This is a genomic window from Streptacidiphilus sp. PAMC 29251, from assembly GCF_054208735.2.
Genome location: NZ_CM135725.2, coordinates 4,459,096 through 4,481,186, shown reverse-complemented (window position 1 = coordinate 4,481,186; position 22,091 = coordinate 4,459,096). Strand labels below are relative to the sequence as shown.

13 protein-coding genes and 6 pseudogenes are annotated in these 22,091 nt (G+C 70.4%); 17 read left to right on the top strand and 2 right to left on the bottom strand.

The genetic code is table 11. The annotated features are described in order from the left end of the window. Positions 1-65: 65 nt before the first annotated feature. On the top strand, positions 66-1,355 hold the full coding sequence (locus ACXKR8_RS20985; RefSeq protein ID WP_458275045.1) for a geranylgeranyl reductase family protein: 1,290 nt from the start codon (positions 66-68) through the stop codon (positions 1,353-1,355). A gap of 70 nt (positions 1,356-1,425) precedes the next feature. On the opposite strand, the pseudogene ACXKR8_RS20980 reads toward ACXKR8_RS20985, so the two are convergent. Together ACXKR8_RS20980 and ACXKR8_RS20975 are read right to left on the bottom strand one after the other, a co-directional pair. Continuing rightward, positions 1,426-2,585, bottom strand: a pseudogene (locus ACXKR8_RS20980) (NAD-dependent formate dehydrogenase). Between the two features lie 102 nt (positions 2,586-2,687). Beyond that, a pseudogene (locus tag ACXKR8_RS20975) lies at positions 2,688-3,634 on the bottom strand (LysR family transcriptional regulator). A 442-nt stretch (positions 3,635-4,076) separates the two neighbouring features. Between ACXKR8_RS20975 and ACXKR8_RS20970 the strand changes: the two are divergent. The 16 genes and pseudogenes from ACXKR8_RS20970 (at position 4,077) to ACXKR8_RS20895 (ending at position 22,076) form a co-directional block, all read left to right on the top strand. Next, entirely contained in the window at positions 4,077-4,436 is a 360-nt protein-coding gene (locus tag ACXKR8_RS20970; RefSeq protein ID WP_458274411.1) for an NADH-quinone oxidoreductase subunit A, read from the top strand. Between the two features lie 55 nt (positions 4,437-4,491). Then, positions 4,492-5,046, top strand: a complete 555-nt coding sequence (locus ACXKR8_RS20965) for a NuoB/complex I 20 kDa subunit family protein (protein ID WP_458274410.1) — start codon at positions 4,492-4,494, stop codon at positions 5,044-5,046. A 23-nt stretch (positions 5,047-5,069) separates the two neighbouring features. Next, positions 5,070-5,776, top strand: a pseudogene (locus tag ACXKR8_RS20960) (NADH-quinone oxidoreductase subunit C). Further along, positions 5,776-7,122, top strand: a complete 1,347-nt coding sequence (locus tag ACXKR8_RS20955; protein WP_458274409.1) for an NADH-quinone oxidoreductase subunit D — start codon at positions 5,776-5,778, stop codon at positions 7,120-7,122. Before ACXKR8_RS20960 ends, ACXKR8_RS20955 begins: the two are co-directional and overlap by 1 nt. Continuing rightward, positions 7,119-7,832: pseudogene (gene nuoE / locus ACXKR8_RS20950) on the top strand (NADH-quinone oxidoreductase subunit NuoE); the annotation flags it as partial. The gene ACXKR8_RS20955 and the pseudogene nuoE, both read left to right, overlap by 4 nt. A 163-nt stretch (positions 7,833-7,995) precedes the next feature. After that, positions 7,996-9,372, top strand: coding sequence for an NADH-quinone oxidoreductase subunit NuoF (gene nuoF / locus ACXKR8_RS20945; protein WP_458274407.1), 1,377 nt, complete (start codon positions 7,996-7,998; stop codon positions 9,370-9,372). After that, on the top strand, positions 9,369-11,861 hold the full coding sequence (locus ACXKR8_RS20940; protein ID WP_458274406.1) for an NADH-quinone oxidoreductase subunit G: 2,493 nt from the start codon (positions 9,369-9,371) through the stop codon (positions 11,859-11,861). The genes nuoF and ACXKR8_RS20940 overlap by 4 nt, the downstream gene beginning before the upstream one ends. After that, positions 11,861-13,192 carry an NADH-quinone oxidoreductase subunit NuoH gene (nuoH, locus tag ACXKR8_RS20935; RefSeq protein ID WP_458274405.1) on the top strand — a complete coding sequence of 444 codons (1,332 nt, stop codon included), beginning with the start codon at positions 11,861-11,863 and terminating at the stop codon, positions 13,190-13,192. The genes ACXKR8_RS20940 and nuoH overlap by 1 nt, the downstream gene beginning before the upstream one ends. A 42-nt stretch (positions 13,193-13,234) precedes the next feature. After that, positions 13,235-13,783, top strand: coding sequence for an NADH-quinone oxidoreductase subunit NuoI (gene nuoI, locus ACXKR8_RS20930; RefSeq protein WP_462100690.1), 549 nt, complete (start codon positions 13,235-13,237; stop codon positions 13,781-13,783). Beyond that, positions 13,780-14,673 (top strand): NADH-quinone oxidoreductase subunit J, encoded by an 894-nt coding sequence (locus ACXKR8_RS20925; protein WP_458274403.1) that lies wholly within the window; start codon positions 13,780-13,782, stop codon positions 14,671-14,673. The genes nuoI and ACXKR8_RS20925 overlap by 4 nt, the downstream gene beginning before the upstream one ends. Then, positions 14,670-14,969 (top strand): NADH-quinone oxidoreductase subunit NuoK, encoded by a 300-nt coding sequence (nuoK, locus tag ACXKR8_RS20920; RefSeq protein WP_030261239.1) that lies wholly within the window; start codon positions 14,670-14,672, stop codon positions 14,967-14,969. Before ACXKR8_RS20925 ends, nuoK begins: the two co-directional genes overlap by 4 nt. Positions 14,970-14,988: 19 nt before the next feature. Continuing rightward, entirely contained in the window at positions 14,989-16,884 is a 1,896-nt protein-coding gene (gene nuoL / locus ACXKR8_RS20915) for an NADH-quinone oxidoreductase subunit L (RefSeq protein WP_458274402.1), read from the top strand. Continuing rightward, positions 16,881-18,532: pseudogene (locus ACXKR8_RS20910) on the top strand (NADH-quinone oxidoreductase subunit M). Before nuoL ends, ACXKR8_RS20910 begins: the two are co-directional and overlap by 4 nt. Beyond that, positions 18,529-20,189 (top strand): annotated as a pseudogene (gene nuoN / locus ACXKR8_RS20905) (NADH-quinone oxidoreductase subunit NuoN). Before ACXKR8_RS20910 ends, nuoN begins: the two co-directional pseudogenes overlap by 4 nt. A gap of 150 nt (positions 20,190-20,339) precedes the next feature. Beyond that, complete coding sequence (locus tag ACXKR8_RS20900) at positions 20,340-21,365, top strand: polyprenyl synthetase family protein (protein WP_458275043.1); 1,026 nt, start codon at positions 20,340-20,342, stop codon at positions 21,363-21,365. 51 nt (positions 21,366-21,416) lie between these two features. Beyond that, on the top strand, positions 21,417-22,076 hold the full coding sequence (locus ACXKR8_RS20895) for a response regulator transcription factor (protein ID WP_458275042.1): 660 nt from the start codon (positions 21,417-21,419) through the stop codon (positions 22,074-22,076). The last annotated feature ends 15 nt before the right edge of the window (positions 22,077-22,091 follow it).

Sequence of the window (22,091 nt, the reverse complement as noted above, 5' to 3'; positions counted from 1 at the left end):
TTCGCAGTGGCCCCTCGCGGGCTGCCGCGCGTTCCCCACGATCAGCAGGAGTCCAGGTGTCGCAGGTGACCGAGCAGACCGCAGCCGTCGAGGCGGAGGCCGATGTGATCGTGGTCGGGGCCGGCCCGGCTGGCGCGACCACGGCGTACCACCTGGCCAGGGCCGGGCTTGAGGTGCTGCTGCTGGAGAAGGCGCAGTTCCCGAGGGAGAAGGTGTGCGGGGACGGGCTGACGCCCCGGGCCACCAAGCAGCTGGTCGACATGGGGATCGACATCTCCGAGGAGGCCGGCTGGCTGCGCAACAAGGGCCTGCGGATCATCGGCGGCGGGGTCCGGCTGGAGCTGGACTGGCCGGAGCTGGCGAGCTTCCCCGACTACGGCCTGGTCCGTAAGCGGGCCGACTTCGACGAGCTGCTGGCCAGCCAGGCCGAGAAGGCCGGCGCCAAGCTGCACCAGCTGTGCAACGTCACCGGACCGGTGCTGGACGAGCGGACCGGCCGGATCGTCGGGGTGACCGCCAAGCTCGGCGACGAGAAGAGGGAGGTCCAGTTCCGGGCGCCGCTGGTGGTCGCCGCGGACGGCAACTCCACCCGGCTGTCGCTGGCCATGGGCCTGCACCGGCGCGAGGACCGCCCGATGGGCGTCGCCTACCGGACGTACTTCACCTCGCCGCGCAGCGACGACGACTACCTGGAGTCCTGGCTGGAGCTGTGGGACCGGCGCGGCGGCCAGGAGAAGCTGCTGCCCGGCTACGGCTGGATCTTCGGGATGGGCGACGGCACCAGCAATGTCGGCCTGGGGCTGCTCAACACCACCAAGTCCTTCAAGGACATCGACTACCGCGACCTGCTCAAGGTCTGGTGCGCGGGGATGCCCGAGGAGTGGGGCTACACCCCCGAGAACATGACCGAGCCGATCCGCGGGGCCGCTCTGCCGATGGCCTTCAACCGGCAGCCGCACTACACCCGGGGCTTCCTGCTGGTCGGGGACGCGGCCGGGATGGTCAACCCGTTCAACGGCGAGGGCATCGCCTATGCGATGGAATCCGGGCAGATCGCGGCCGGGGTCATCGTTCAAGCGCTGGCGCGGCAGACGGACCTGGGGCGGGAGCGGGCGCTGGAGGCCTACCCGAAGATCCTCAAGGAGGTCTACGGCGGCTACTACTCGCTGGGCCGGGCCTTTGTGAAGGCGATCGGCAACCCGGTGGTGATGCGGCTGGCCGCGCAGCGCGGCCTGACCCACCCGGTGCTGATGAAGTTCGTGCTGAAGCTGCTGGCCAACCTGACCGACCCGCAGGGCGGCGACGCGATGGACCGCATCATCAACGGCCTCGCCAAGGTCGCCCCCAGGGCCTGACGCTTGGGGGCGCGAGGAACCGCGCGGCCGACTCTCACTGAGCCGCGCTGTTCCCCGCCCCCTGCGAGAGCTACTTGCTGACCGCGTACGAGTGCGCGCCCGTCCCGGCCAGCGCCCCGCCCCGGACGATCAGGTACTCGTCGCGGATCGGGGTGCCGTCGAACCAGGACTCCAGGATCTCCCTGGTCCCGGCCGCGTAGCGGGCCTGGGCCGAGAGCGAGGAGCCGGAGATGTGCGGGGTCATCCCGTGGTGCGGCATGGTCCGCCAGGGGTGGTCGGCCGGAGCCGGCTGCGGGTACCAGACGTCCCCGGCGTAGCCGGCCAGCTGCCCGCTGCGCAGGGCCCGGCCGATCGCGTCCTGGTCGACGATCAGCGCCCGGGCGGTGTTGATCAGGTATGCCCCGCGCTTCATGCTGCCGATCAGCTTGTCGTCGAACAGGCCCTCGGTCTCCGGGTGCAGCGGCGCGTTGATGGTGACCACGTCGCAGTGCGGGACCAGGTCGGCGGCGCTGGGGTGCCAGGTGAGGTTGAGCTCCTGCTCCAGCTCGGGCGACAGCCGGTGCCGGTCGGTGTAGTGCAGGCCGACGTCGAACGGCGCGAGCCGGCGCAGCACGGCGAGCCCGATCCGCCCGGCGGCGACCGTGCCGACCTGCATGCCCTCCAGGTCGTAGGAGCGGGCCACGCAGTCGGCGATGTCCCAGCCGCCGTCCAGCACCGTCTGGTGCGAGGGCAGGTAGTTGCGGACCAGGGACAGCGTCATCATCACCACGTGCTCGGCGACGCTGATGCTGTTGGAGTAGGTGACCTCGGCCACGGTGAGGCCGTGCGCGACCGCGGCGTCCAGGTCGACGTGGTCGGAGCCGATGCCGGCGGTGACGGCCAGCTTGAGGTTCTTGGCGGTGGCGATCCGCTCGGGGGTCAGATAGGCCGGCCAGAACGGCTGGGAGATGACGATGTCGGCGTCCACCAGCTCGCGGTCGAAGACCGAGCCGCGCCCTCCTTGTCGGAGGTGACCACCAGGGTGTGGCCGCGGCTCTCCAGGAAGGTGCGCAGGCCGAGTTCGCCGGAGACGCTGCCGAGCAGGTGGCCGGGGGTGAAGTCGGTGCCCTTCGGGGTGGGCGCGGTCTGGCCGCCCGGGTAGTGGTCGATCACGGGCAGGTCGTCGCGGGCGTAGGAGGCGGGGTAGCCGTCCTTGGGGTCGTCGTAGAGAACGCAGAGAACCTTGGCCATGGTGGAAGCTCCTGGTCCGGGAGGGGGTGTGGCCCTTACGGTCCTCGCGGCGGCTGAGCGGGGTCAAAGCGAAAGTTGCTATCGCGTGATAGCCGCCGCCTATCAACTTCGCAGTCCGGGCGGGCCGGTGTGGGACGCCAGCAACTGCTCCAGGGTGTCCCGGACCCGGGCCTCCCGGGCCACCTCCCACAGCGCGCGGGCCAGCACCGAACCCGGTTCGTGGTCGGCGACCACCAGGCCGACCCGGGGGCCGTGCGCCGGGCCCTCCAGCGGCAGCACCCGCATCGCCTCGGGGACCCCGAACATATGCAGCCAGGCATGCGAGATCACGCTGGACCAGCGGCCGTTGGCGCTGGTCAGATGCGCGTACAGGCCGGCCACGGTGTCCGACTCGATGGCCGGACGGGCGGTCGCGCCGTCCGCGGCGAAGCACTCGTCCATGATCCGGCGGTTGCGCATCCGGGGGACAGCAGGCACAGCGGCAGCGTGGCAGCCTGGGACCAGCGGGCGGTGCGCTGCCCGGCGAGCGGTCCTTCGGCCGGGGTGAGCAGCAGATAGCGCTCCTCGTAGAGCGGCATCCGGCGGATGTGGCGCAGGGTGTCGTCGTCCAGGTAGGTCATCGCCGCGTCGAGTTCGAATTCGGCCAGCCGGTCGGTGATCTCGCGGGAGGACAGCGACTCCAGGCTGACCCGGACCAGCGGGTGCCGTCCGCAGAACGGTGTGGTGAGCAGCGAGGCGGCGGTGAGCGCGGTGGGGATCGCGCCGAGCCGCAGGGTGCCGGTCAGGCCGCCGCGCATCTCCGACAGCTCCTGCTGCAGCGCGTCCCGTTCGGCCAGGATCCGGTGCGCCCAGGCGAGCACCCGTTCGCCCTCCGGGGTCAGCCCCTCGTAGCGGCGGCCGCGGCGGACGATGGGCACGTCGAGCTCGTGCTCCAGTTTCCGGATCGCGGCGGAGAGCGAGGGCTGGGAGACGAAGCAGGCGTCGGCGGCGCGGGAGAAGTGCCGTTCGCGGGCGAGGGCGACCAGGTACTCGAGCTGGCGGAGGAGCATTCCGCCAGCCTCGGTCCTGGGCGGCGGGGGCGTCCAGGGGTGCGCGTCAACGGCCGGATCCGGAAGCCACTCCGACGTGGCCCAGGTTCAATAACACGGGTGGCTGGGCGTCGCAAAACTTGCTATGGATCGCTGTCGGATGCTAGACGCAGGGCCGCTGACCTGCGTTGTCAGTGGGATGCCCTACGGTTTGTGAACGGAAGCACACGCCCCGTGGCTGATTTTGCCCTCTCATTACTTCATGATCATCCATCAGGTGGCGTAGATCACATTGAAGGGGCTGACACCCGTGTCGCAGATCACACCTGAACGGGCATAGGATGCAGCCGTCTTGGGGGCTTGTGAACCGCCTCACATGAGGTGATCACGCTTCCGAGCTGTATTGACTCGCAGTCACCGACAGGGAAGTCGGAATGGACTGACGCCTGGGAGGTCGTTCGGTATGAACGCATATGCGCCGATTCTGGTACTTGGCGCCCTCGCGGCTGCCTTCGCAGTCGGCTCCGTGGCGATGGCCGCGCTGACCGGCCCAAAACGGTACAACCGCGCCAAATTGGACGCCTACGAGTGCGGCATCGAGCCCACTCCGCAGCCGGAGGGCGGCGGCCGGTTCCCGATCAAGTACTACCTGACGGCGATGCTCTTCATCGTCTTCGACATCGAGATCGTCTTCCTCTACCCCTGGGCGGTCTCCTTCGACTCCCTCGGGATCTTCGGCCTCGTCGAGATGGTGATGTTCATCGCCACCGTCTTCGTCGCCTACGCCTATGTCTGGCGGCGCGGGGGCCTGGAGTGGGACTGACCGGCTGTCGCCAGAGCACCGCCACAACGTCCACCGAGAGCTGAGAGGACACCGGATGGGTATCGAGGAGAAGCTCCCCAGCGGCTTCCTGCTCACCTCGGTCGAGCAGGCCGCCGGGTGGGTGCGGAAGAGTTCGCTCTTCCCGGCCACCTTCGGGCTCGCCTGCTGCGCGATCGAGATGATGACGACCGGGGCCGGCCGCTACGACCTGGCCCGCTTCGGCATGGAGGTCTTCCGCGGGTCCCCGCGCCAGGCCGACCTGATGATCGTGGCCGGCCGGGTGAGCCAGAAGATGGCCCCGGTGGTCCGCCAGGTCTACGACCAGATGGCGAACCCCAAGTGGGTCATCTCCATGGGCGTCTGCGCCTCCTCCGGCGGGATGTTCAACAACTACGCGATCGTCCAGGGCGTCGACCACGTCATCCCTGTGGACATCTACCTGCCCGGCTGCCCGCCGCGGCCGGAGATGCTGATGGACGCCATCCTCAAGCTGCACGACCAGATCCGCCACGAGAAGCTCGGCGCGCAGAAGGCCAAGGCCGAGGACGAGGCGGAGCAGCAGGCGCTGCTGGCGGTCCCCACGATCGACATGAAGGGGCTGCTGCGGTGACCGACAACACCCAGGAAGGCAGCGTGCCGACCCCGGCCGAGGGCGCCACCGAGCTCGAGGTGGTCGGCGTCCGGCACGGGATGTTCGGCGGCGGCCGCGGAGTGGGCGGCGGCAGCGGCGACACCTCCGGCTACGGCCGGCTGGTCAGCCCGATCGTGCTGCCCGGACCGACCCCCGCCCGTACGGGCACGGCTGGTTCGACGAGGTGGCCGACGAGTTCGAGGGCGCGCTGGAGGAGCAGGAGCTGCTCCCAGGGTCGGTGATCGAGAAGACGGTCGTGGACCGCGGCGAGATCACCTTCCACGTCCGGCGCGAGCACCTGGTCCAGGTGATGCGGACGCTGCGGGACGACCCGGCGCTGCGCTTCGAACTCTGCACCGGCGTCAGCGGGGTGCACTACCCCGGCGACCGCGGCCGTGAGCTGCACGCGGTCTACCACCTGCGCTCGATCACCCACAACCGGCTGATCCGGGTGGAGGTATCGGCCCCGGACGAGGACCCGCACATCCCGTCCACGTTCGCGGTCTACCCGACCAACGACTGGCACGAGCGCGAGACCTACGACTTCTTCGGCATCGTCTTCGACGGCCACCCGGCCCTCACCAGGATCATGATGCCGGACGACTGGCTGGGCCACCCGCAGCGCAAGGACTACCCCCTCGGCGGGATCGCCGTCGAGTACAAGGGCGCGCAGATCCCGGCTCCCGACCAGCGGAGGTCGTACAACTGATGGCCGCGAACGAGACAGCACACGCGGAGGCCCCGGGTCGGGAGACCACCGAGGGCAAGGTCTACACCGTCACCGGTGGCGACTGGGACGACGTGGTGCAGGCGGCGGCGAAGGCCGACGACGAGCGCATCATCGTCAACATGGGCCCGCAGCACCCGTCCACCCACGGCGTGCTGCGGCTGATCCTGGAGATCGACGGCGAGACCGTCACCGAGGCCAGGTGCGGGATCGGCTATCTGCACACCGGCATCGAGAAGAACATGGAGTACCGGAACTGGGTCCAGGGCACCACCTTCGTGACCCGGATGGACTACCTGACCCCGCTGTTCAACGAGACCGCCTACTGCCTGGCGGTCGAACGGCTGCTCGGCATCACCGAGGACATCCCGGAGCGGGCCACCGTCATCCGGGTGCTGATGATGGAGCTCAACCGGATCTCCTCGCACCTGGTCTGCCTGGCCACCGGCGGGATGGAGATCGGCTCCACCACCCTGATGATCTACGGGTTCCGCGACCGCGAGATCATCCTGGACATCTTCGAGCTGGTCACTGGCCTGCGGATGAACCACGCCTACGTCCGCCCCGGCGGCCTGGCGCAGGATCTGCCCCCCGGCGCGCTGGACCAGATCCGCGAGGGCGTGAAGACGCTGCGCGGCCGGATGCCCGAGTACGACAAGCTGGCGACCAACAACCCGGTGTTCAAGGCCCGGTTGGTGGATGTCGGCTACCTCGACCTGGCCGGCTGCATGGCGCTGGGCGCGACCGGGCCGATCCTGCGCTCCACCGGCCTGCCGCACGACCTGCGCAAGACCGACCCCTACTGCGGCTACGAGCAGTACGAGTTCGAGGTGCCGACCGCCGACACCTGCGACTCCTACGGCCGCTTCCTGATCCGCCTCGCCGAGATGGAGCAGTCGCTGCGGATCGTCGAGCAGTGCCTGGACCAGCTGCGCGGCGGGGCGACCGGCCGGGTCATGGTCGCCGACAAGAAGATCGCCTGGCCCGCGCAGCTGTCGCTGGGCCCGGACGGCATGGGCAACTCGCTCGACCACATCCGCACCATCATGGGTGAGTCGATGGAGGCCCTGATCCACCACTTCAAGCTGGTCACCGAGGGCTTCCACGTCCCGGCCGGACAGGCGTACGTGGCGGTGGAGTCGCCCAAGGGCGAGCTGGGCGTGCACGTGGTCAGCGACGGCGGCACGCGCCCCTACCGGGTGCACTTCCGCGACCCCAGTTTCACCAACCTGCAGTCGATGGCCGCGATGTGTGAGGGCGGGCAGGTCGCGGACGTCATCGTCGCCGTGGCCGGGATCGACCCCGTGATGGGAGGCGTGGACAGGTGACCACTCAGGACACAGAACCGACGCTGCTCGGCCTGCCCGAGCTGCCGGCCAAGGCGTTCCCGGCCGAGGTGCGGGCCAGGCTGGACCTGGACGCGCGCGAGCTGATCGACCGCTACCCGAGCAGCCGCTCCGCGCTGCTGCCGCTGCTGCACCTGGTGCAGGCCGAGGAGGGCTTCGTCAGCCGTACCGGGATCCGGTACTGCGCCGAGCAGTTGGGGCTGACCACGGCCGAGGTCACCGCCGTCGCCACCTTCTACACCATGTACCGGCGGCGGCCGGCCGGCGAGTACCACGTGGGCGTCTGCACCAACACGCTGTGCGCGGTGCTCGGCGGCGACCAGATCTTCACCGAGCTGCAGGAGCACCTGGGCATCGGCAACAACGAGACCACCGAGGACGGCTCGGTCTCGCTGGAGCACATCGAGTGCAACGCCGCCTGCGACTACGCGCCGGTGGTGATGGTGAACTGGGAGTTCTTCGACAACCAGACCCCGGACAGCGCCCGGCAGCTGGTCGACGACCTGCGCGCGGGCGGCCAGGACGTCCAGCCCACCCGCGGCGCCAAGCTGTGCAGCTTCCGCGACACCTCGCGGATCCTGGCCGGCTTCCCTGACCCGCGCGAGGGCGCGGTGCACGAGTCCGGCGCCGGCGGCGCAGCCACCATGGCCGGCCTGCGGCTGGCCCGCGGCGAGACCCTGCCGGGCACGGCCGGGGCCACCCGCGTGGTCGCCCCCGGCACGAGGACGCACCCAGGGACGACGCACCGGCCGGCGGCACCTCACCGTCCCCGGCCGAGACCCCGAGCGCGCACGACGCCGAGGGCCCCGCCCAGACGTCGGCCTCCGACCCCGACCATGAGGAAGGAACGGCAGAGTGAGCGCCGAGCACCCGGAGAAACTGCTCTCCCCGGTCCTGTCCGACAGCTGGGACGACGACCGCCCCTGGACCCTGGACACCTACCGCCGCCACGACGGCTACCAGGGCCTGCAGGAGGCCCTGCGGATGGACCAGGACGCGGTGATCGCGCTGGTCAAGGACGCCGGACTGCGCGGCCGCGGCGGCGCGGGCTTCCCCACCGGGATGAAGTGGCAGTTCATCCCGCAGGGCGACGGCAAGCCGCACTACCTGGTGGTCAACGCGGACGAGTCCGAGCCGGGCACCTGCAAGGACATCCCGCTGCTGTTCGCCAACCCGCATGTGCTGATCGAGGGCATGATCATCGCCAGCTATGCGATCCGCTGCAACCACGCCTTCATCTACCTGCGCGGCGAGACCGTGCCGGTGCTGCGCCGGCTGCACGCCGCGGTGGCCGAGGCGTACGCGGCCGGCTACCTCGGCAAGGACGTGCTCGGCTCCGGCTTCGACCTGGACATCACCGTCCACGCCGGGGCCGGCGCCTACATCTGCGGCGAGGAGACGGCGCTGCTGGACTCGCTGGAGGGGCGCCGCGGCCAGCCCCGGCTGCGTCCGCCGTTCCCGGCCATCGCCGGCCTCTACGCCTGTCCGACCGTGGTCAACAACGTCGAGTCGATCGCCTCGGTGCCGAGCATCCTGCACCGGGGCAAGGAGTGGTTCCGGAGCATGGGCAGCGAGAAGTCGCCCGGCTTCACCCTCTACTCGCTCTCCGGGCACGTCACCAACCCCGGCCAGTACGAGGCCCCGCTCGGGGTGACGCTGCGTCAACTGCTGGACGTCAGCGGCGGAGTGCGCGAGGGGCACCGGCTCAAGTTCTGGACCCCGGGCGGCTCCTCCACCCCGATGTTCACCGACGAGCACCTGGACGTCCCGCTCGACTACGAGGGCGTCGCCGCGGCCGGCTCCATGCTCGGCACCAAGGCGCTGCAGATCTTCGACGAGACCACCTGCGTGGTCCGCGCGGTCACCCGCTGGACCGAGTTCTACGCCCACGAGTCCTGCGGCAAGTGCACCCCCTGCCGCGAGGGCACCTACTGGCTGGTCCAGCTGCTGCGCCGGATCGAGGACGGCAAGGGCGTCGAGGGCGACCTGGAGAAGCTGAACGACATCGCCGACAACATCAACGGCAAGTCCTTCTGCGCCCTCGGCGACGGCGCCGCCAGCCCGATCTTCTCCTCGCTGCAGTACTTCCGCGAGGAGTACGAGCAGCACCTCCGCGAGGGCCGCTGCCCGTTCGACCAGGCCGCCTCCACGGTCTGGGCCGACGAGCACCGCGGGCCGCGCGACCACGTACCCACCCACACCACTGCCCAGGAGAAGGGGGTGCTCGCATGACGACAGTGGCCAACACCCCTGCCACGCCTGCGGCTCCGCCACCCGAGGAGCTCCTCGCCGTCACCATCGACGGCGTCCAGGTGCATGTGCCCAAGGGCACCCTCATCATCCGCGCCGCCGAGCTGATCGGCGTCCAGATCCCGCGCTTCTGCGACCACCCGCTGCTGGACCCGGCCGGGGCCTGCCGCCAGTGCATCGTCGAGGTCGAGGGCCAGCGCAAGCCGGTCGCGTCCTGCACCATGACGGTGACCGACGGCATGGTCGTCAGCACCCAGCTCACCTCGCCGGTCGCCGAGAAGGCGCAGCGCGGCGTGATGGAGCTGCTGCTGATCAACCACCCGCTGGACTGCCCGGTCTGCGACAAGGGCGGCGAGTGCCCGCTGCAGAACCAGGCGCTGTCGCACGGCCAGTCGGACAGCCGGTTCGAGGGGGTCAAGCGGACCTTCGAGAAGCCGGTGCCGATCTCGACCCAGGTGCTGCTGGACCGCGAGCGCTGCGTGCTCTGCGCCCGCTGCACCCGGTTCAGCGAGCAGATCGCCGGCGACCCCTTCATCGAGCTGCTGGAGCGCGGCGCGAACCAGCAGGTCGGGATCGGCGAGGGCGACGAGTTCCGCTCGTACTTCTCCGGCAACACCATCCAGATCTGCCCGGTGGGCGCGCTGACCTCGGCGGCCTACCGGTTCCGCTCGCGGCCGTTCGACCTGGTCTCCTCGCCGAGCATCTGCGAGCACTGCTCCTCCGGCTGCGCGGTCCGCACCGACCACCGGCGCGGCAAGGTGATGCGCCGGCTGGCCGGGGACGAGCCGCAGGTGAACGAGGAGTGGTCCTGCGACAAGGGCCGCTTCGGCTTCCGCTACGCGCAGTCCAAGGAGCGGCTGACCACGCCGCTGGTCCGGGACGCCAGCGGCGAGCTGGTCGCGGCCTCCTGGCCGGAGGCGCTGCGGGCAGCCGCGGCCGGCCTCAGCCGGGGCCGCACCGGGGTGCTGGTCGGCGGCCGGGCCACGGTCGAGGACGCCTACGCCTACGCCAAGTTCGCCCGGGTCGCGCTGGGCACCAATGACGTGGACTTCCGCTCGCGGATCCACAGCAGCGAGGAGGCGGACTTCCTCGCGGCGGCCGTGGCCGGCCGGGGCATCGACCTGGACGGCACCGGCCTGACCTACGCCGGCCTGGAGTCCGCCCCGGCCGCGCTGCTGGTCGGCTTCGAGCCGGAGGAGGAGTCGCCGATCGTCTTCCTGCGGCTCCGCAAGGCCGCCAGGACCAAGAAGCTCAAGGTCTACTCGGTCGCCACGCACGCCTCGCGCGGCCTGGTGAAGCTGGGCGGCAAACTGCTGCCGGCCGCCCCCGGCACCGAGGCCGAATGGCTGGAGGCACTGTCCGACGGCGACCCCCTCGACGGCGACGCGGGTGCGGCTGCCGCCGCGCTGCGCGAGCCCGGCGCGGTGCTGATCGTCGGCGAGCGGCTGGCCGGGGTCCCCGGCGCGCTGAGCGCCGCGATCCGGCTGGCCCGCAGCACCGGGGCCCGGCTGGCGTGGATCCCGCGCCGGGCCGGTGAACGCGGAGCGGTGGAGGCCGGCGCACTGCCGGGCCTGCTGCCCGGCGGACGCCCGGTCACCGACCCGGCCGCCCGCGCCGAGACGGCCGCCGCCTGGGGGCTCACTCCGGAGCAGCTGCCCGCCCGCTTCGGCCGGGACACCGCCGGCATCCTCACCGCCGCCGCCAACGGCGACCTGGACGCGCTGGTCGTCGGCGGGGTGGATCCGGCCGACCTGGCCGATCCGGTCGCCGCCGACGAGGCCCTGGACCGGGTCGGCTTCATCGTCAGCCTGGAACTGCGGCCCTCCGCCGTCACCGACCGCGCCGACGTGGTCTTCCCGGTCGCCGCGGTGGCCGAGAAGGCCGGCACCTTCCTGGACTGGGAGGGCCGGGTTCGGCTCTTCGAGCCCGCGCTGAGGGCCGATCAGCTGGCGCAGCGTCATCTGTCCAGCGACCTGCGGGTGCTGCACATGCTGGCCGACGCCCTGGGCGTACGGCTCGGCCTGCCGGACACCACCGCCGCCCGGCGCGAGCTGGACGCGCTCAGCGGCTGGAGCGGCGAGCACGCCGAGGCGCCGGCCGAGCCGGCCCGTCCGCTGCCCCGCCCCAGCGTGGGCGAGGCGGTGCTGGGCGGTTGGCGGCAGCTGCTGGACAACGGCACGCTCCAGGACGGCGACACCGCGCTGGCCGGCACCCGGCACCCCGCGGTCGCCCGGCTCTCGCCGGCCACCGCCGCCGAGGTCGGCATCGCCGAGGGCGCGCCGCTCACCGTCTCCGGCCCGACCGGAACGGTGACGCTGCCGCTGGTGCTCACCCCCGACCTGCCCGACCGGGTGGTCTGGATCCCGCTCAACTCCACCCCCGGCGGCGCCTTCCGCGCCCTGGGCGCGGTTCCCGGCCGCGTGGTCGGCCTGGCCCAGGCCTCGGCCGCGATCGCTACGGAGGTGAACTGATGGCCCCGCAGGGAGTTCTCCTCGCCACTGAGGACCTGTCGGTGTTCGGGACCGACCCGTGGTGGCTGGTCGTCATCAAGGCGGTGTTCTGCTTCGCGTTCCTGCTGGTGACCGTGCTGGTCGCGATCGTCTGGGAGCGCAAGGTCGTCGCCTGGATGCAGCTGCGCATCGGCCCCAACCGGCACGGCCCCTGGGGCCTGCTGCAGAGCCTCGCCGACGGCGTCAAGCTCGCGCTCAAGGAAGACCTGGTGGTCACCGCCTCCGACAAGGTGGTGTTCATCCTGGCCCCGGTGATCGCGGCGATCCCGGCCTTCCTGGCGATCGCGGTGATCCCGTTCGGTCCGGCCGACCACCAGATCAGCATCTTCGGTACCAGGACCACGATGCAGCTCACCGACCTCCCGGTGGCGATGCTGTACATCCTGGCCGCCGCCTCCGTCGGCATCTACGGCATCGTGCTGGCCGGCTGGGCCTCCGGCTCGACCTACCCGCTGCTCGGCGGCCTCCGCTCGGCCGCGCAGATGGTCTCCTACGAGATCGCGATGGGCCTGTCCTTCGCGGCGGTGTTCATCTACTCGGGCACCATGTCCACCTCGGGCATCGTGGACGCGCAGTCGCACACCTGGTTCATCTGCCTGCTGCCGGTCAGCTTCGTGATCTACATCATCTCGATGGTCGGTGAGACCAACCGGGCCCCCTTCGACCTCCCCGAGGCCGAGGGCGAGCTGGTCGGCGGCTTCAACACCGAGTACTCCTCGCTGAAGTTCGCGATGTTCATGCTGGCCGAGTACATCAACATGGTCACCGTCTCCGCGGTCGCCTCGGTGCTGTTCCTCGGCGGCTGGCGCGCCCCCTGGCCGATCAGCACCTTCTGGGCCGGGGCGAACGAGGGCTGGTTCCCGATGATCTGGATCATCGTCAAGATCCAGCTGCTGCTGTTCTTCTTCATCTGGCTCCGCGGCACCCTGCCCCGGCTGCGCTACGACCAGTTCATGAAGCTGGGATGGAAGGTCCTCATCCCGGTGTCGCTGGTCTGGCTGGTCATGGTCGCCACCTTCCGCGCGCTGCGCAACAAGGGCTACAGCTTCGGCCAGAACGCCCTCTACATCGGCGGAGCCGTCGTCGTCCTGCTGCTGCTGTCGATCCTCTGGGACTCGCTCCGCAAGAAGCCGGAGCCGGTCGCCGCGGCGGCCGCCGACGAGTTCGACCCGATGGCGGGCGGCTTCCCCGTCCCGCCGCTGCCCGGGCAGCAGCTGCCGCCCGTCCCGCGTCGGCGCTCACGTACGCCAGAACCCGTTGCAGCACTGAAGGGAGCGGATGACGATGCCTGATTTCTTGGGACCGCCGCAGGCTTCGGCGTGACCTTCACGGCCATGTTCAAGAAGCGGCTCACCGAGCAGTACCCGGAGTACAAGAAGCCCACCGCGCCCCGCTTCCACGGCCGGCACCAGCTCAACCGTCACCCCGACGGCCTTGAGAAGTGCATCGGCTGCGAGCTGTGCGCCTGGGCCTGCCCGGCGGACGCGATCTACGTCGAGGGCGCGGACAACACCGAGGAGGAGCGCTACTCCCCGGGGGAGCGCTACGGCCGGGTGTACCAGATCAACTACGCCCGCTGCATCCTCTGCGGACTCTGCATCGAGGCCTGCCCGACCAGGGCGCTCACCATGACCAACGAGTACGAACTGGCCGACAGCAGCCGTGAGTCGCTGATCTTCACCAAGGAGCAGCTGCTCTCCGGGCTGACCGAGGGCATGGTCGACTCCCCGCACTCGATCTTCCCGGGGATGGAGGACGTGGACTACTACCGCGGCCTGGTCACCGAGGCCGCGCCCGGCACCGAGCGCCAGGTCGCGGTCAGCAAGGGCGAGACGGTCGGCAAGGGCGAGACCCCCGCCGAACCCGAGGAGGCGACGGCATGATCGAACTCGCCACCCCCCTCACCGGGGCCGCGTCCACCGGGGAGGCCGTCCAGTTCTGGGTCCTCGCGGTGATCGCGGTGTCCGGGGCGCTGGGCATGGTGCTCTGTCGGAAGGCGGTGCACTCCGCGCTCTGCCTGGCCGGGACCATGCTCTCGCTGGCGATCTGCTACATGGCCGAGGGCGCGGTCTTCCTGGGCATCGTCCAGATCGTGGTCTACACCGGCGCGATCATGATGCTGTTCCTCTTCGTGGTGATGCTGGTCGGGGTCACCGCCGAGGACACCGTCAAGGACGCGCTCAGGGGCCAGCGGATCGCGGCCGTCGTGGCCGGGCTCGGCTTCGGCGTGCTGCTCTGCGCCGGGATCGCCAACGCCAAGCTGCGGACCTTCGTCGGCACCGGCGCGGCCAACACCAAGGCCGGCGGCAACGTCCAGGGCCTGGCCGTGCTGATCTTCACCAAGTACGTCTGGGCCTTCGAGGTCACCGGCGCGCTGCTGATCACCGCCGCCATCGGCGCCATGGTGCTGACGCACCGTGAGCACACCGAGGAGCGGCAGAGCCAGCGCGAGCTGGCCGAGCAACGGATCCGGCTCGGCACCCAGATCACCCCGCTGCCCGCGCCCGGCGTCTACGCCCGGCACAACGCGGTGGACATCCCCGGCCTGCTGCCGGACGGCACGGTCTCCGAGCTGTCCGTCAACCCGACGCTGCGCGCCCGCGGGCAGATGCGGGACGTCAGCGGCGAGCTGGTGCACCGGATGGGCGAGCTGGAGGAGTCGACCGCCGGATACCTCGGCCGGAAGACGCCCAAGCAGCGCACCAGCACCGAGCTGGCCAACGTCAACACCACGACCAGCACCCCTGCGGCGGTTGTGGAGGAGAGCGAATGAACCCCGTCAACTACCTCTACCTCGCCGCGCTGCTGTTCACCATCGGCGCCACCGGCGTGCTGGTCCGGCGCAACGCGATCGTGCTGTTCATGTGCGTCGAGCTGATGCTGAACGCGTCCAATCTGGCCCTGGTCACCTTCTCCCGGCTGCACGGCAACCTGGACGGACAGATCATCGCCTTCTTCACCATGGTGGTCGCCGCGGCCGAGGTTGTCGTCGGTCTCGCGATCATCGTGAGTGTCTTCCGCACCCGTCACTCGGCCTCGGTCGACGACACCAACCTCATGAAGCTGTAGCGGCGGAGGCTGACTGACCGTGGACAATCTCATCCCCCTCCTGGTTGGCCTGCCCCTGGCCGGAGCCACCGTGCTCCTGCTGGGCGGCCGCCGACTGGACCGCTTCGGCCACTGGCTGGGCGTCCTCGCCTCCACCGCGTCCTTCGCCGTGGGGCTCGTCCTGTTCTTCTCGATGCTGGGCCGGTCCGCCGACGCCCGGCCGATCCACAACCACCTCTTCACCTGGGTACCGGTCGAGGGCTTCCAGGCCCAGATGGGCTTCCAACTCGACCAGCTGTCAGTCGTCTTCGTGCTGCTGATCACCGGTGTCGGCTCGCTGATCCACCTCTACTCGGTGGGCTACATGGAGCACGACGAGCGGCGGCGGCGCTTCTTCGCCTATCTGAACCTGTTCCTGGCGGCGATGCTGCTGCTGGTCCTCGCCGACAACTACCTGCTGCTGTACTTCGGCTGGGAGGGCGTGGGCCTGGCCTCGTACCTGCTGATCGGGTTCTGGCAGCACAAGCCCAGCGCGGCCACCGCCGCCAAGAAGGCGTTCCTGGTCAACCGGGTCGGCGACATCGGCCTCTCGGTCGCGATCATGCTGATGTTCAGCACCTTCGGGACCTTCGCCTTCGGCCCGGTGTTCCATGCCGCCCCCACCGCCTCCAAGGCCACGCTCACGGGCATCGGACTGATGCTGCTGCTGGCCGCCTGCGGCAAGTCGGCCCAGGTGCCGCTGCAGTCCTGGCTCGGTGACGCGATGGAGGGCCCGACCCCGGTCTCGGCCCTGATCCACGCGGCGACCATGGTCACCGCCGGCGTCTACCTGATCGTCCGCTCCAGCGCGATCTTCAACCTCGCCCCGACCGCCCAGTTGGCGACGGTGTGCGTGGGCGCGGTGACGCTGCTGTTCGGTGCCATCGTCGGTTGTGCCAAGGACGACATCAAGAAGGCCCTGGCCGGCTCGACCATGTCGCAGATCGGCTACATGATCATGGCGGCCGGGCTCGGCCCGATCGGCTACGTCTTCGCGATCATGCACCTGGTCACCCACGGCTTCTTCAAGGCCGGTCTCTTCCTCGGCGCGGGCTCGGTCATGCACGGCATGAACGACGAGGTCGACATGAGGAAGTACGGCGGCCTGGCCAGGTACATGCCGGTGACCTTCGCCACCTTCGGTCTGGGCTATCTGGCGATCATCGGCTTCCCCGGCCTGTCCGGCTTCTACTCCAAGGACAAGATCATCGAGGCGGCCTTCGCCCACGGCGGCGCCGAGGGCTGGATCCTCGGCGCGGCCGCCCTGGTCGGCGCCGCGGTCACCGCGTTCTACATGACCCGGGTGATGCTGATGACCTTCTTCGGCCAGAAGCGCTGGGTGCCGGACGCCGAGGGCCACGAGCCGCACCCGCACGAGTCCCCGAAGACCATGGGCATCCCCATGGTGGTGCTGGCCATCGGCTCGGTCGGCGCAGGCTTCCTGTTCAACTGGAACAGCTCCTTCGTGAAGTGGCTGACCCCGGTCACCGGCCACGAGGAGGGCAACTCGCCCCTCTCCGCCACCGTGGTCATGTTCGTCACCATGGCCGTGATCGTCGTCGGCATCGTGATCGCCTGGCTGGTCTACGGACGGCAGCCGGTCCCGGCCACCGCCCCGGTCGGCTCGCTGCTCACCCGCGCGGCCCGCCGCGACCTGCTGCAGGACGACTTCAACCACGTCGTCCTGGTCGGCGGCGGCGAGCACCTGACCCGCTTCCTGGTCTACCTGGACGCCAAGGGCTTCGACGGGGTCGTCAACGGCATCTCCGCCGCGGTCGGCGGCACGTCGGGCCGGATGCGCAAGCTCCAGAACGGCTATGTCCGCTCCTACGCGCTGTCGATGTTCGGCGGTGCGCTGGTGCTGGTCGCCACGACTCTCCTGATGAGGATGGCATGAGCTCCTTCCCTCTCCTCACCGTCGCGGCCGCGCTCCCCGCGGTCGGCGCGGTCCTCACCGCCGCGCTCCCCGCAGCCACCAGCGCCAAGCGGCGCGACCTCAACAAGGCCGTGCCGATCGGGATCTCGGTCCTGACGCTGGTCCTGGCCGCGATCGTGGCGCTCCGCTTCAAGCCCGGCGGCGCGCGCTACCAACTGACCGAGTACCACTCCTGGATCGCCGACTTCGGCGTCAGCTACAGCCTGGGCGTGGACGGCATCGCGGTGGTGCTGATCCTGCTCACCGCCGTCCTGGTGCCGGTGGTGATGCTGGCCTCCTGGCACGACGCCGACCCGGTCGCCAACGACGCCGGGACCTTCGAGCGCAGCCGCCGCACCCAGGGCTTCTTCGCCCTGATCCTGGCGGTCGAGGCGATGGTGGTCATCTCCTTCGAGGCCACCGACGTCTTCCTGTTCTACGTCTTCTTCGAAGCCATGCTGATCCCGATGTACTTCCTGATCGGCGGCTTCGGCGACCGCACCCACGGCGAGGACGCCCGCCAGCGCTCCTACGCCGCGGTGAAGTTCCTGCTCTACAACCTGCTCGGCGGCCTGATCATGCTGGTCGCGGTGATCGGCCTCTACGTGATCACGGCGAAGCAGGGCATCGGCACCGACGGGCACGGCACCTTCGACCTCAGCACCATCACCCAGGCCCTCGCCTCCGGGAAGCTGCACTTCTCCCCGGTCGCCGAGAACGCGCTGTTCCTGGGCTTCATGTTCGCCTTCGCGGTGAAGGCCCCGCTGTGGCCGCTGCACACCTGGCTGCCCAACGCGATGGGGAGTCCACCGCCGGAGTCGCCGTGCTGATCACCGCGGTGGTCGACAAGGTCGGCACCTACGCGATGCTGCGCTTCTGCCTGCAGCTGTTCCCGGACGCCTCGAAGACCTTCGCCCCGGCGATCCTGGTCCTCTCGGTGATCGGGATCATCTACGGCGCGCTGCTGGCGGTCGGCCAGAAGGACATCAAGCGCCTGATCGCCTACGCCTCGCTGTCGCACTTCGGCTTCATCATCATGGGCATCTTCGCGATGACCAGCCAGGGCCAGTCCGGGGCGACCCTCTACATGGTCAACCACGGCATCTCCACCGCGGCTCTGCTGCTGGTGGTCGGGTTCCTGATGTCCCGCCGGGGCAGCCGCCTGATCGCGGACTACGGAGGCGTCCAGAAGGTCGCCCCGGTCCTGGCCGGGACGTTCATGATCGGCGGCCTGGCGACGCTGTCGCTGCCGGGTCTGGCGCCGTTCGTCAGCGAGTTCCTGGTCCTGGTCGGCACCTTCACCCGCTACCCGGTGATCGGCATCATCGCCACCGTGGGCATCGTCCTGGCCGCGCTCTACGTCCTGGTGCTCTACCAGCGGACCATGACCGGCCCGGTCAAGCCCGAGGTGGCCGGCTTCAAGGATCTGCGCGCCCGCGAGCTGGTCGTGGTCACTCCGCTGATCGCGCTGCTGCTGGTGCTCGGCGTCTTCCCGAAGCCGCTCACCGACATCATCAACCCGGCGGTCCGGGCCACCCTGTCCGACGTCCACCGCACCGACCCGGCCCCGCCGCACCCGGCTCCCCTGGCGCAGGTGGCGCCCACGACCGCTAACGGAGGTGGCCAGTGAGCGCCGCGCCGAACGTTGTCCACAGCCTGTGGACGCTCGCTGCCGACTCCAACGGGGTGGCCACCATCCCGGCCCCCCACATCGAGTACACCCAGCTGTCGCCGATGCTGATCGTCTTCGGCGCCGCCGCGGTGGGCATCCTGGCCGAGGCCTTCCTGCCCCGGCGGAACCGCTACTGGGCCCAGATCGGCATCGCCATGGTCGGGCTGATCGGCGCTTTCGTCGCCATCGTGCTGCTGGCCGCCGACGGGTACGCCACCACCAGGGCGCACCTGGCCGCGATGGGTGCGGTCGCGGTTGACGGACCGTCACTCTTCCTGGACGGCACCATCGTTCTGGTGTCGATCGTGGCGGTGCTGGGCTTCGCCGAACGCCGGCTGGAGCCCCGCTCCTCGACCGGCGCCCCGGTGGACGCCTTCACGCCGCAGGGCGCGACCGTCCCGGCAGCGACGCGGAGAAGTCCGCCGCCCGCTCCGGCTTCGCCACCACCGAGGTCTTCCCGCTCACCATGTTCGCGGTCGGCGGGATGCTGCTCTTCCCGGCCGCCAGCGACCTGCTGACCATGTTCGTGGCGCTGGAGGTCTTCTCGCTCCCGCTCTACCTGCTCTGCGCGCTGGCCCGGCGCCGGCGGCTGCTCTCGCAGGAGGCGGCGGTCAAGTACTTCCTGCTCGGCGCGTTCTCCTCGGCCTTCTTCCTGTTCGGCCTGGCCCTGCTCTACGGCTACGCGGGCACCGTCTCGCTCGGCGGCATCGCCGACGTGGTCTCCGGCAAGGCCCCGATCACCCCGGCGCTGGCCAACACCACAGGCAATGACGCGCTGCTGCTGATCGGCCTGGCCATGCTGGGGGTCGGCCTGCTGTTCAAGGTCGGCGCGGTCCCCTTCCACGCCTGGACCCCGGACGTCTACCAGGGCGCGCCGACCCCGGTCACCGGCTTCATGGCCTCGGCGACCAAGGTGGCGGGCTTCGGCGCGCTGCTGCGGCTGCTCTACGTGGCCTTCCCCGGCCTCAGCTGGGACTGGCGCCCGGTGATGTGGGGTGTGGCGATCCTCACCATGGTGGTCGGCGCGATCATCGCGGTGACCCAGACCGATGTGAAGCGGCTGCTCGCGTACTCCTCGATCGCCCACGCGGGCTTCATCCTCACCGGCGTGATCGCCATGAACAAGCAGGGCCTCGGGGCGGTGCTGTTCTACCTCGGCGCGTACTCCTTCGTGACCCTCGGCGCCTTCGCCGTGGTCACCCTGGTCCGCGACGCCGGCGGCGAGGCCACCCACCTCTCCCGCTGGGCCGGGCTCGGCCGGCGCTCCCCGCTGGTCGCCGGGACCTTCGCGCTGTTTCTGCTCGCCTTCGCCGGCATCCCGCTGACCAGCGGATTCGCTGGAAAGTTCGCCGTCTTCCAGGCGGCGGCGAGCAGCGGGGCCACCCCGCTGGTGATCGTCGGTGTGCTGTCCTCGGCGGTCGCGGCGTTCTTCTACATCCGGGTGATCGTGCTGATGTTCTTCTCCGACCCGCAGCCCAACGGGCCCACGGTCGCGGTTCCCAGCGCCTTCACCGCCACCGCGATCGCGCTGGGCGTCCTGGTCACCATCGGGCTGGGCATCCTGCCCCAGTACTTCCTGCATCTGGCGGACCAGGCGTCGCTGTTCGTCCACTGAGTCGTACTGCGCCTGCCCGGCACGCCGGGCAGGCGCAGTGATCGTCTTCGGACCGGATACGCTGCACAGGATGGCTGCGGCAACCCCTGGGACGGCGTGCCCCGGGTAGGAGCCGCAATGAGCGACCGACCAGTGACAGGAGAGTTCCCGGTGACCGTCGTGGGGCCCTTCGGGCTGAGCATGCAGGACCAGGCACTGGAAGCGGACGTCCACATCGGCATCGCGGGCGTCGAGCAGGCGCTGGCCGAGGCCACCAAGAGTGATGTGTCGTTCATCACGGTCACCGCCCAGCACCTCAAGGAGGCCGGGGGCAAGCGCTTCCGCCCCCTGCTGGTCCTGCTCGCCGCGCAGTTCGGCGACCCCAACGCGCCCGGCGTGATCCCCGCCGCCGTGGTCGTGGAGCTCACCCACCTCGCCACCCTCTACCACGACGACGTCATGGACGAGGCGGCCATGCGCCGCGGCGCCCCCAGCGCCAACGCCCGCTGGGACAACTCGGTGGCCATCCTCACCGGCGACTTCCTCTTCTCCCGCGCCTCCAAGATCCTCGCCGACCTCGGCCCGGAGGCGGTCCGGCTCCAGGCCGGCGCCTTCGAGCGGCTGGTCACCGGCCAGATCCAGGAGACCGCGGGCCCGCTGCCCGGCGAGGACCGGGTCCAGCACTACCTGGACGTCCTCTCCGGCAAGACCGGCTCACTGATCGCCGTGGCCTGCCACCTGGGCGCGCTGCTGGCCGGCGCGGACGAGCGGGTGGCCGAGGTGCTCACCCAGTACGGCGAGCGGATCGGCATCGCCTTCCAGCTCGCCGACGACATCCTGGACATCGCCAGCGACAGCCACGAATCAGGCAAGACCCCGGGCACCGACCTGCGCGAGGGCATCCCCACCCTGCCGGTGCTGCTGCTGCAGGCCTCCGCCCCGGACCCGGCCGTCCCCGGCGACCTGCGGCTGCGCCAGCTGATCGGGCTCGGCTTCCCCGCCGACGACCCGGACAGCGACGCCCGGCACGCCGAGGCGCTGACCCTGCTGCGCGCCCACCCGGCCCTGGACCAGGCCCGCGAGGCCACCCTGCGCTACTCCGAGCAGGCCCGCACCCTGCTCACCCCGCTGCCGGACTGCGCGGCCAAGGCCGCCCTCGAGGGCCTCTGCGACGCGGTGGCGCTCCGTACCATGTGATGGCGGCAGCGGCAGCGGCCGGGACCGACGACGTGGGGAGCGCGCAACGTGCTGCGGGTAGTGATCGCGGAGGATTCGGTACTGCTGAGGGACGGGCTGACCCGGTTGCTCACCGACCGGGGCCTGGAGGTCGTCGCCGCGGTGGGGGACGGCGAGGAGCTGCTCGCGGTGATCGAGCGGCTGGCCTCCGAGCAGGCTCTGCCGGACGTGGTGGTCGCGGACGTACGAATGCCGCCCACGCACACCGACGAGGGCGTACGGGCCTGTGTGGAGCTGCGGAAGCGGCATCCTGGGGTGGGCACGCTGGTGCTCTCGCAGTACGTCGAGGAGCGCTACGCCTCCGAGCTGCTGGCCGGGTCCACCCGGGGCGTCGGCTACCTGCTGAAGGACCGGGTGGCCGAGGTGCGCGAGTTCGTCGAGGCGGTGGAGCGGGTGGCCCAGGGCGGCACGGCGCTGGATCCGGAGGTGGTGGCCCAGCTGCTCGGCCGCAGCCGCCGCCACGACGTCCTGGACGCCCTCACCCCGCGCGAGCGCGAGGTGCTGGGGCTGATGGGCGAGGGGCGTACCAACGGCGCCATCGCCAGGCAGCTGGTGGTGTCGGACGGGGCGGTGGAGAAGCACGTCAGCAATATCTTCATGAAGCTCGGGCTGACCCAGAGCTCGGACGACCACCGGCGGGTGCTGGCGGTGCTGACGCACCTGAACTCCTGACGTCGAGGCCTTATT

Coding starts and splice junctions, on each gene's coding strand:
- ACXKR8_RS20970 (WP_458274411.1), top strand. CDS start 4,077: ATGAACGCATATGCGCCGATTCTGGTACTTGGCGCCCTCGCGGCTGCC.
- ACXKR8_RS20965 (WP_458274410.1), top strand. CDS start 4,492: ATGGGTATCGAGGAGAAGCTCCCCAGCGGCTTCCTGCTCACCTCGGTC.
- ACXKR8_RS20955 (WP_458274409.1), top strand. CDS start 5,776: ATGGCCGCGAACGAGACAGCACACGCGGAGGCCCCGGGTCGGGAGACC.
- ACXKR8_RS20940 (WP_458274406.1), top strand. CDS start 9,369: ATGACGACAGTGGCCAACACCCCTGCCACGCCTGCGGCTCCGCCACCC.
- nuoH (WP_458274405.1), top strand. CDS start 11,861: ATGGCCCCGCAGGGAGTTCTCCTCGCCACTGAGGACCTGTCGGTGTTC.
- nuoI (WP_462100690.1), top strand. CDS start 13,235: ATGTTCAAGAAGCGGCTCACCGAGCAGTACCCGGAGTACAAGAAGCCC.
- ACXKR8_RS20925 (WP_458274403.1), top strand. CDS start 13,780: ATGATCGAACTCGCCACCCCCCTCACCGGGGCCGCGTCCACCGGGGAG.
- nuoK (WP_030261239.1), top strand. CDS start 14,670: ATGAACCCCGTCAACTACCTCTACCTCGCCGCGCTGCTGTTCACCATC.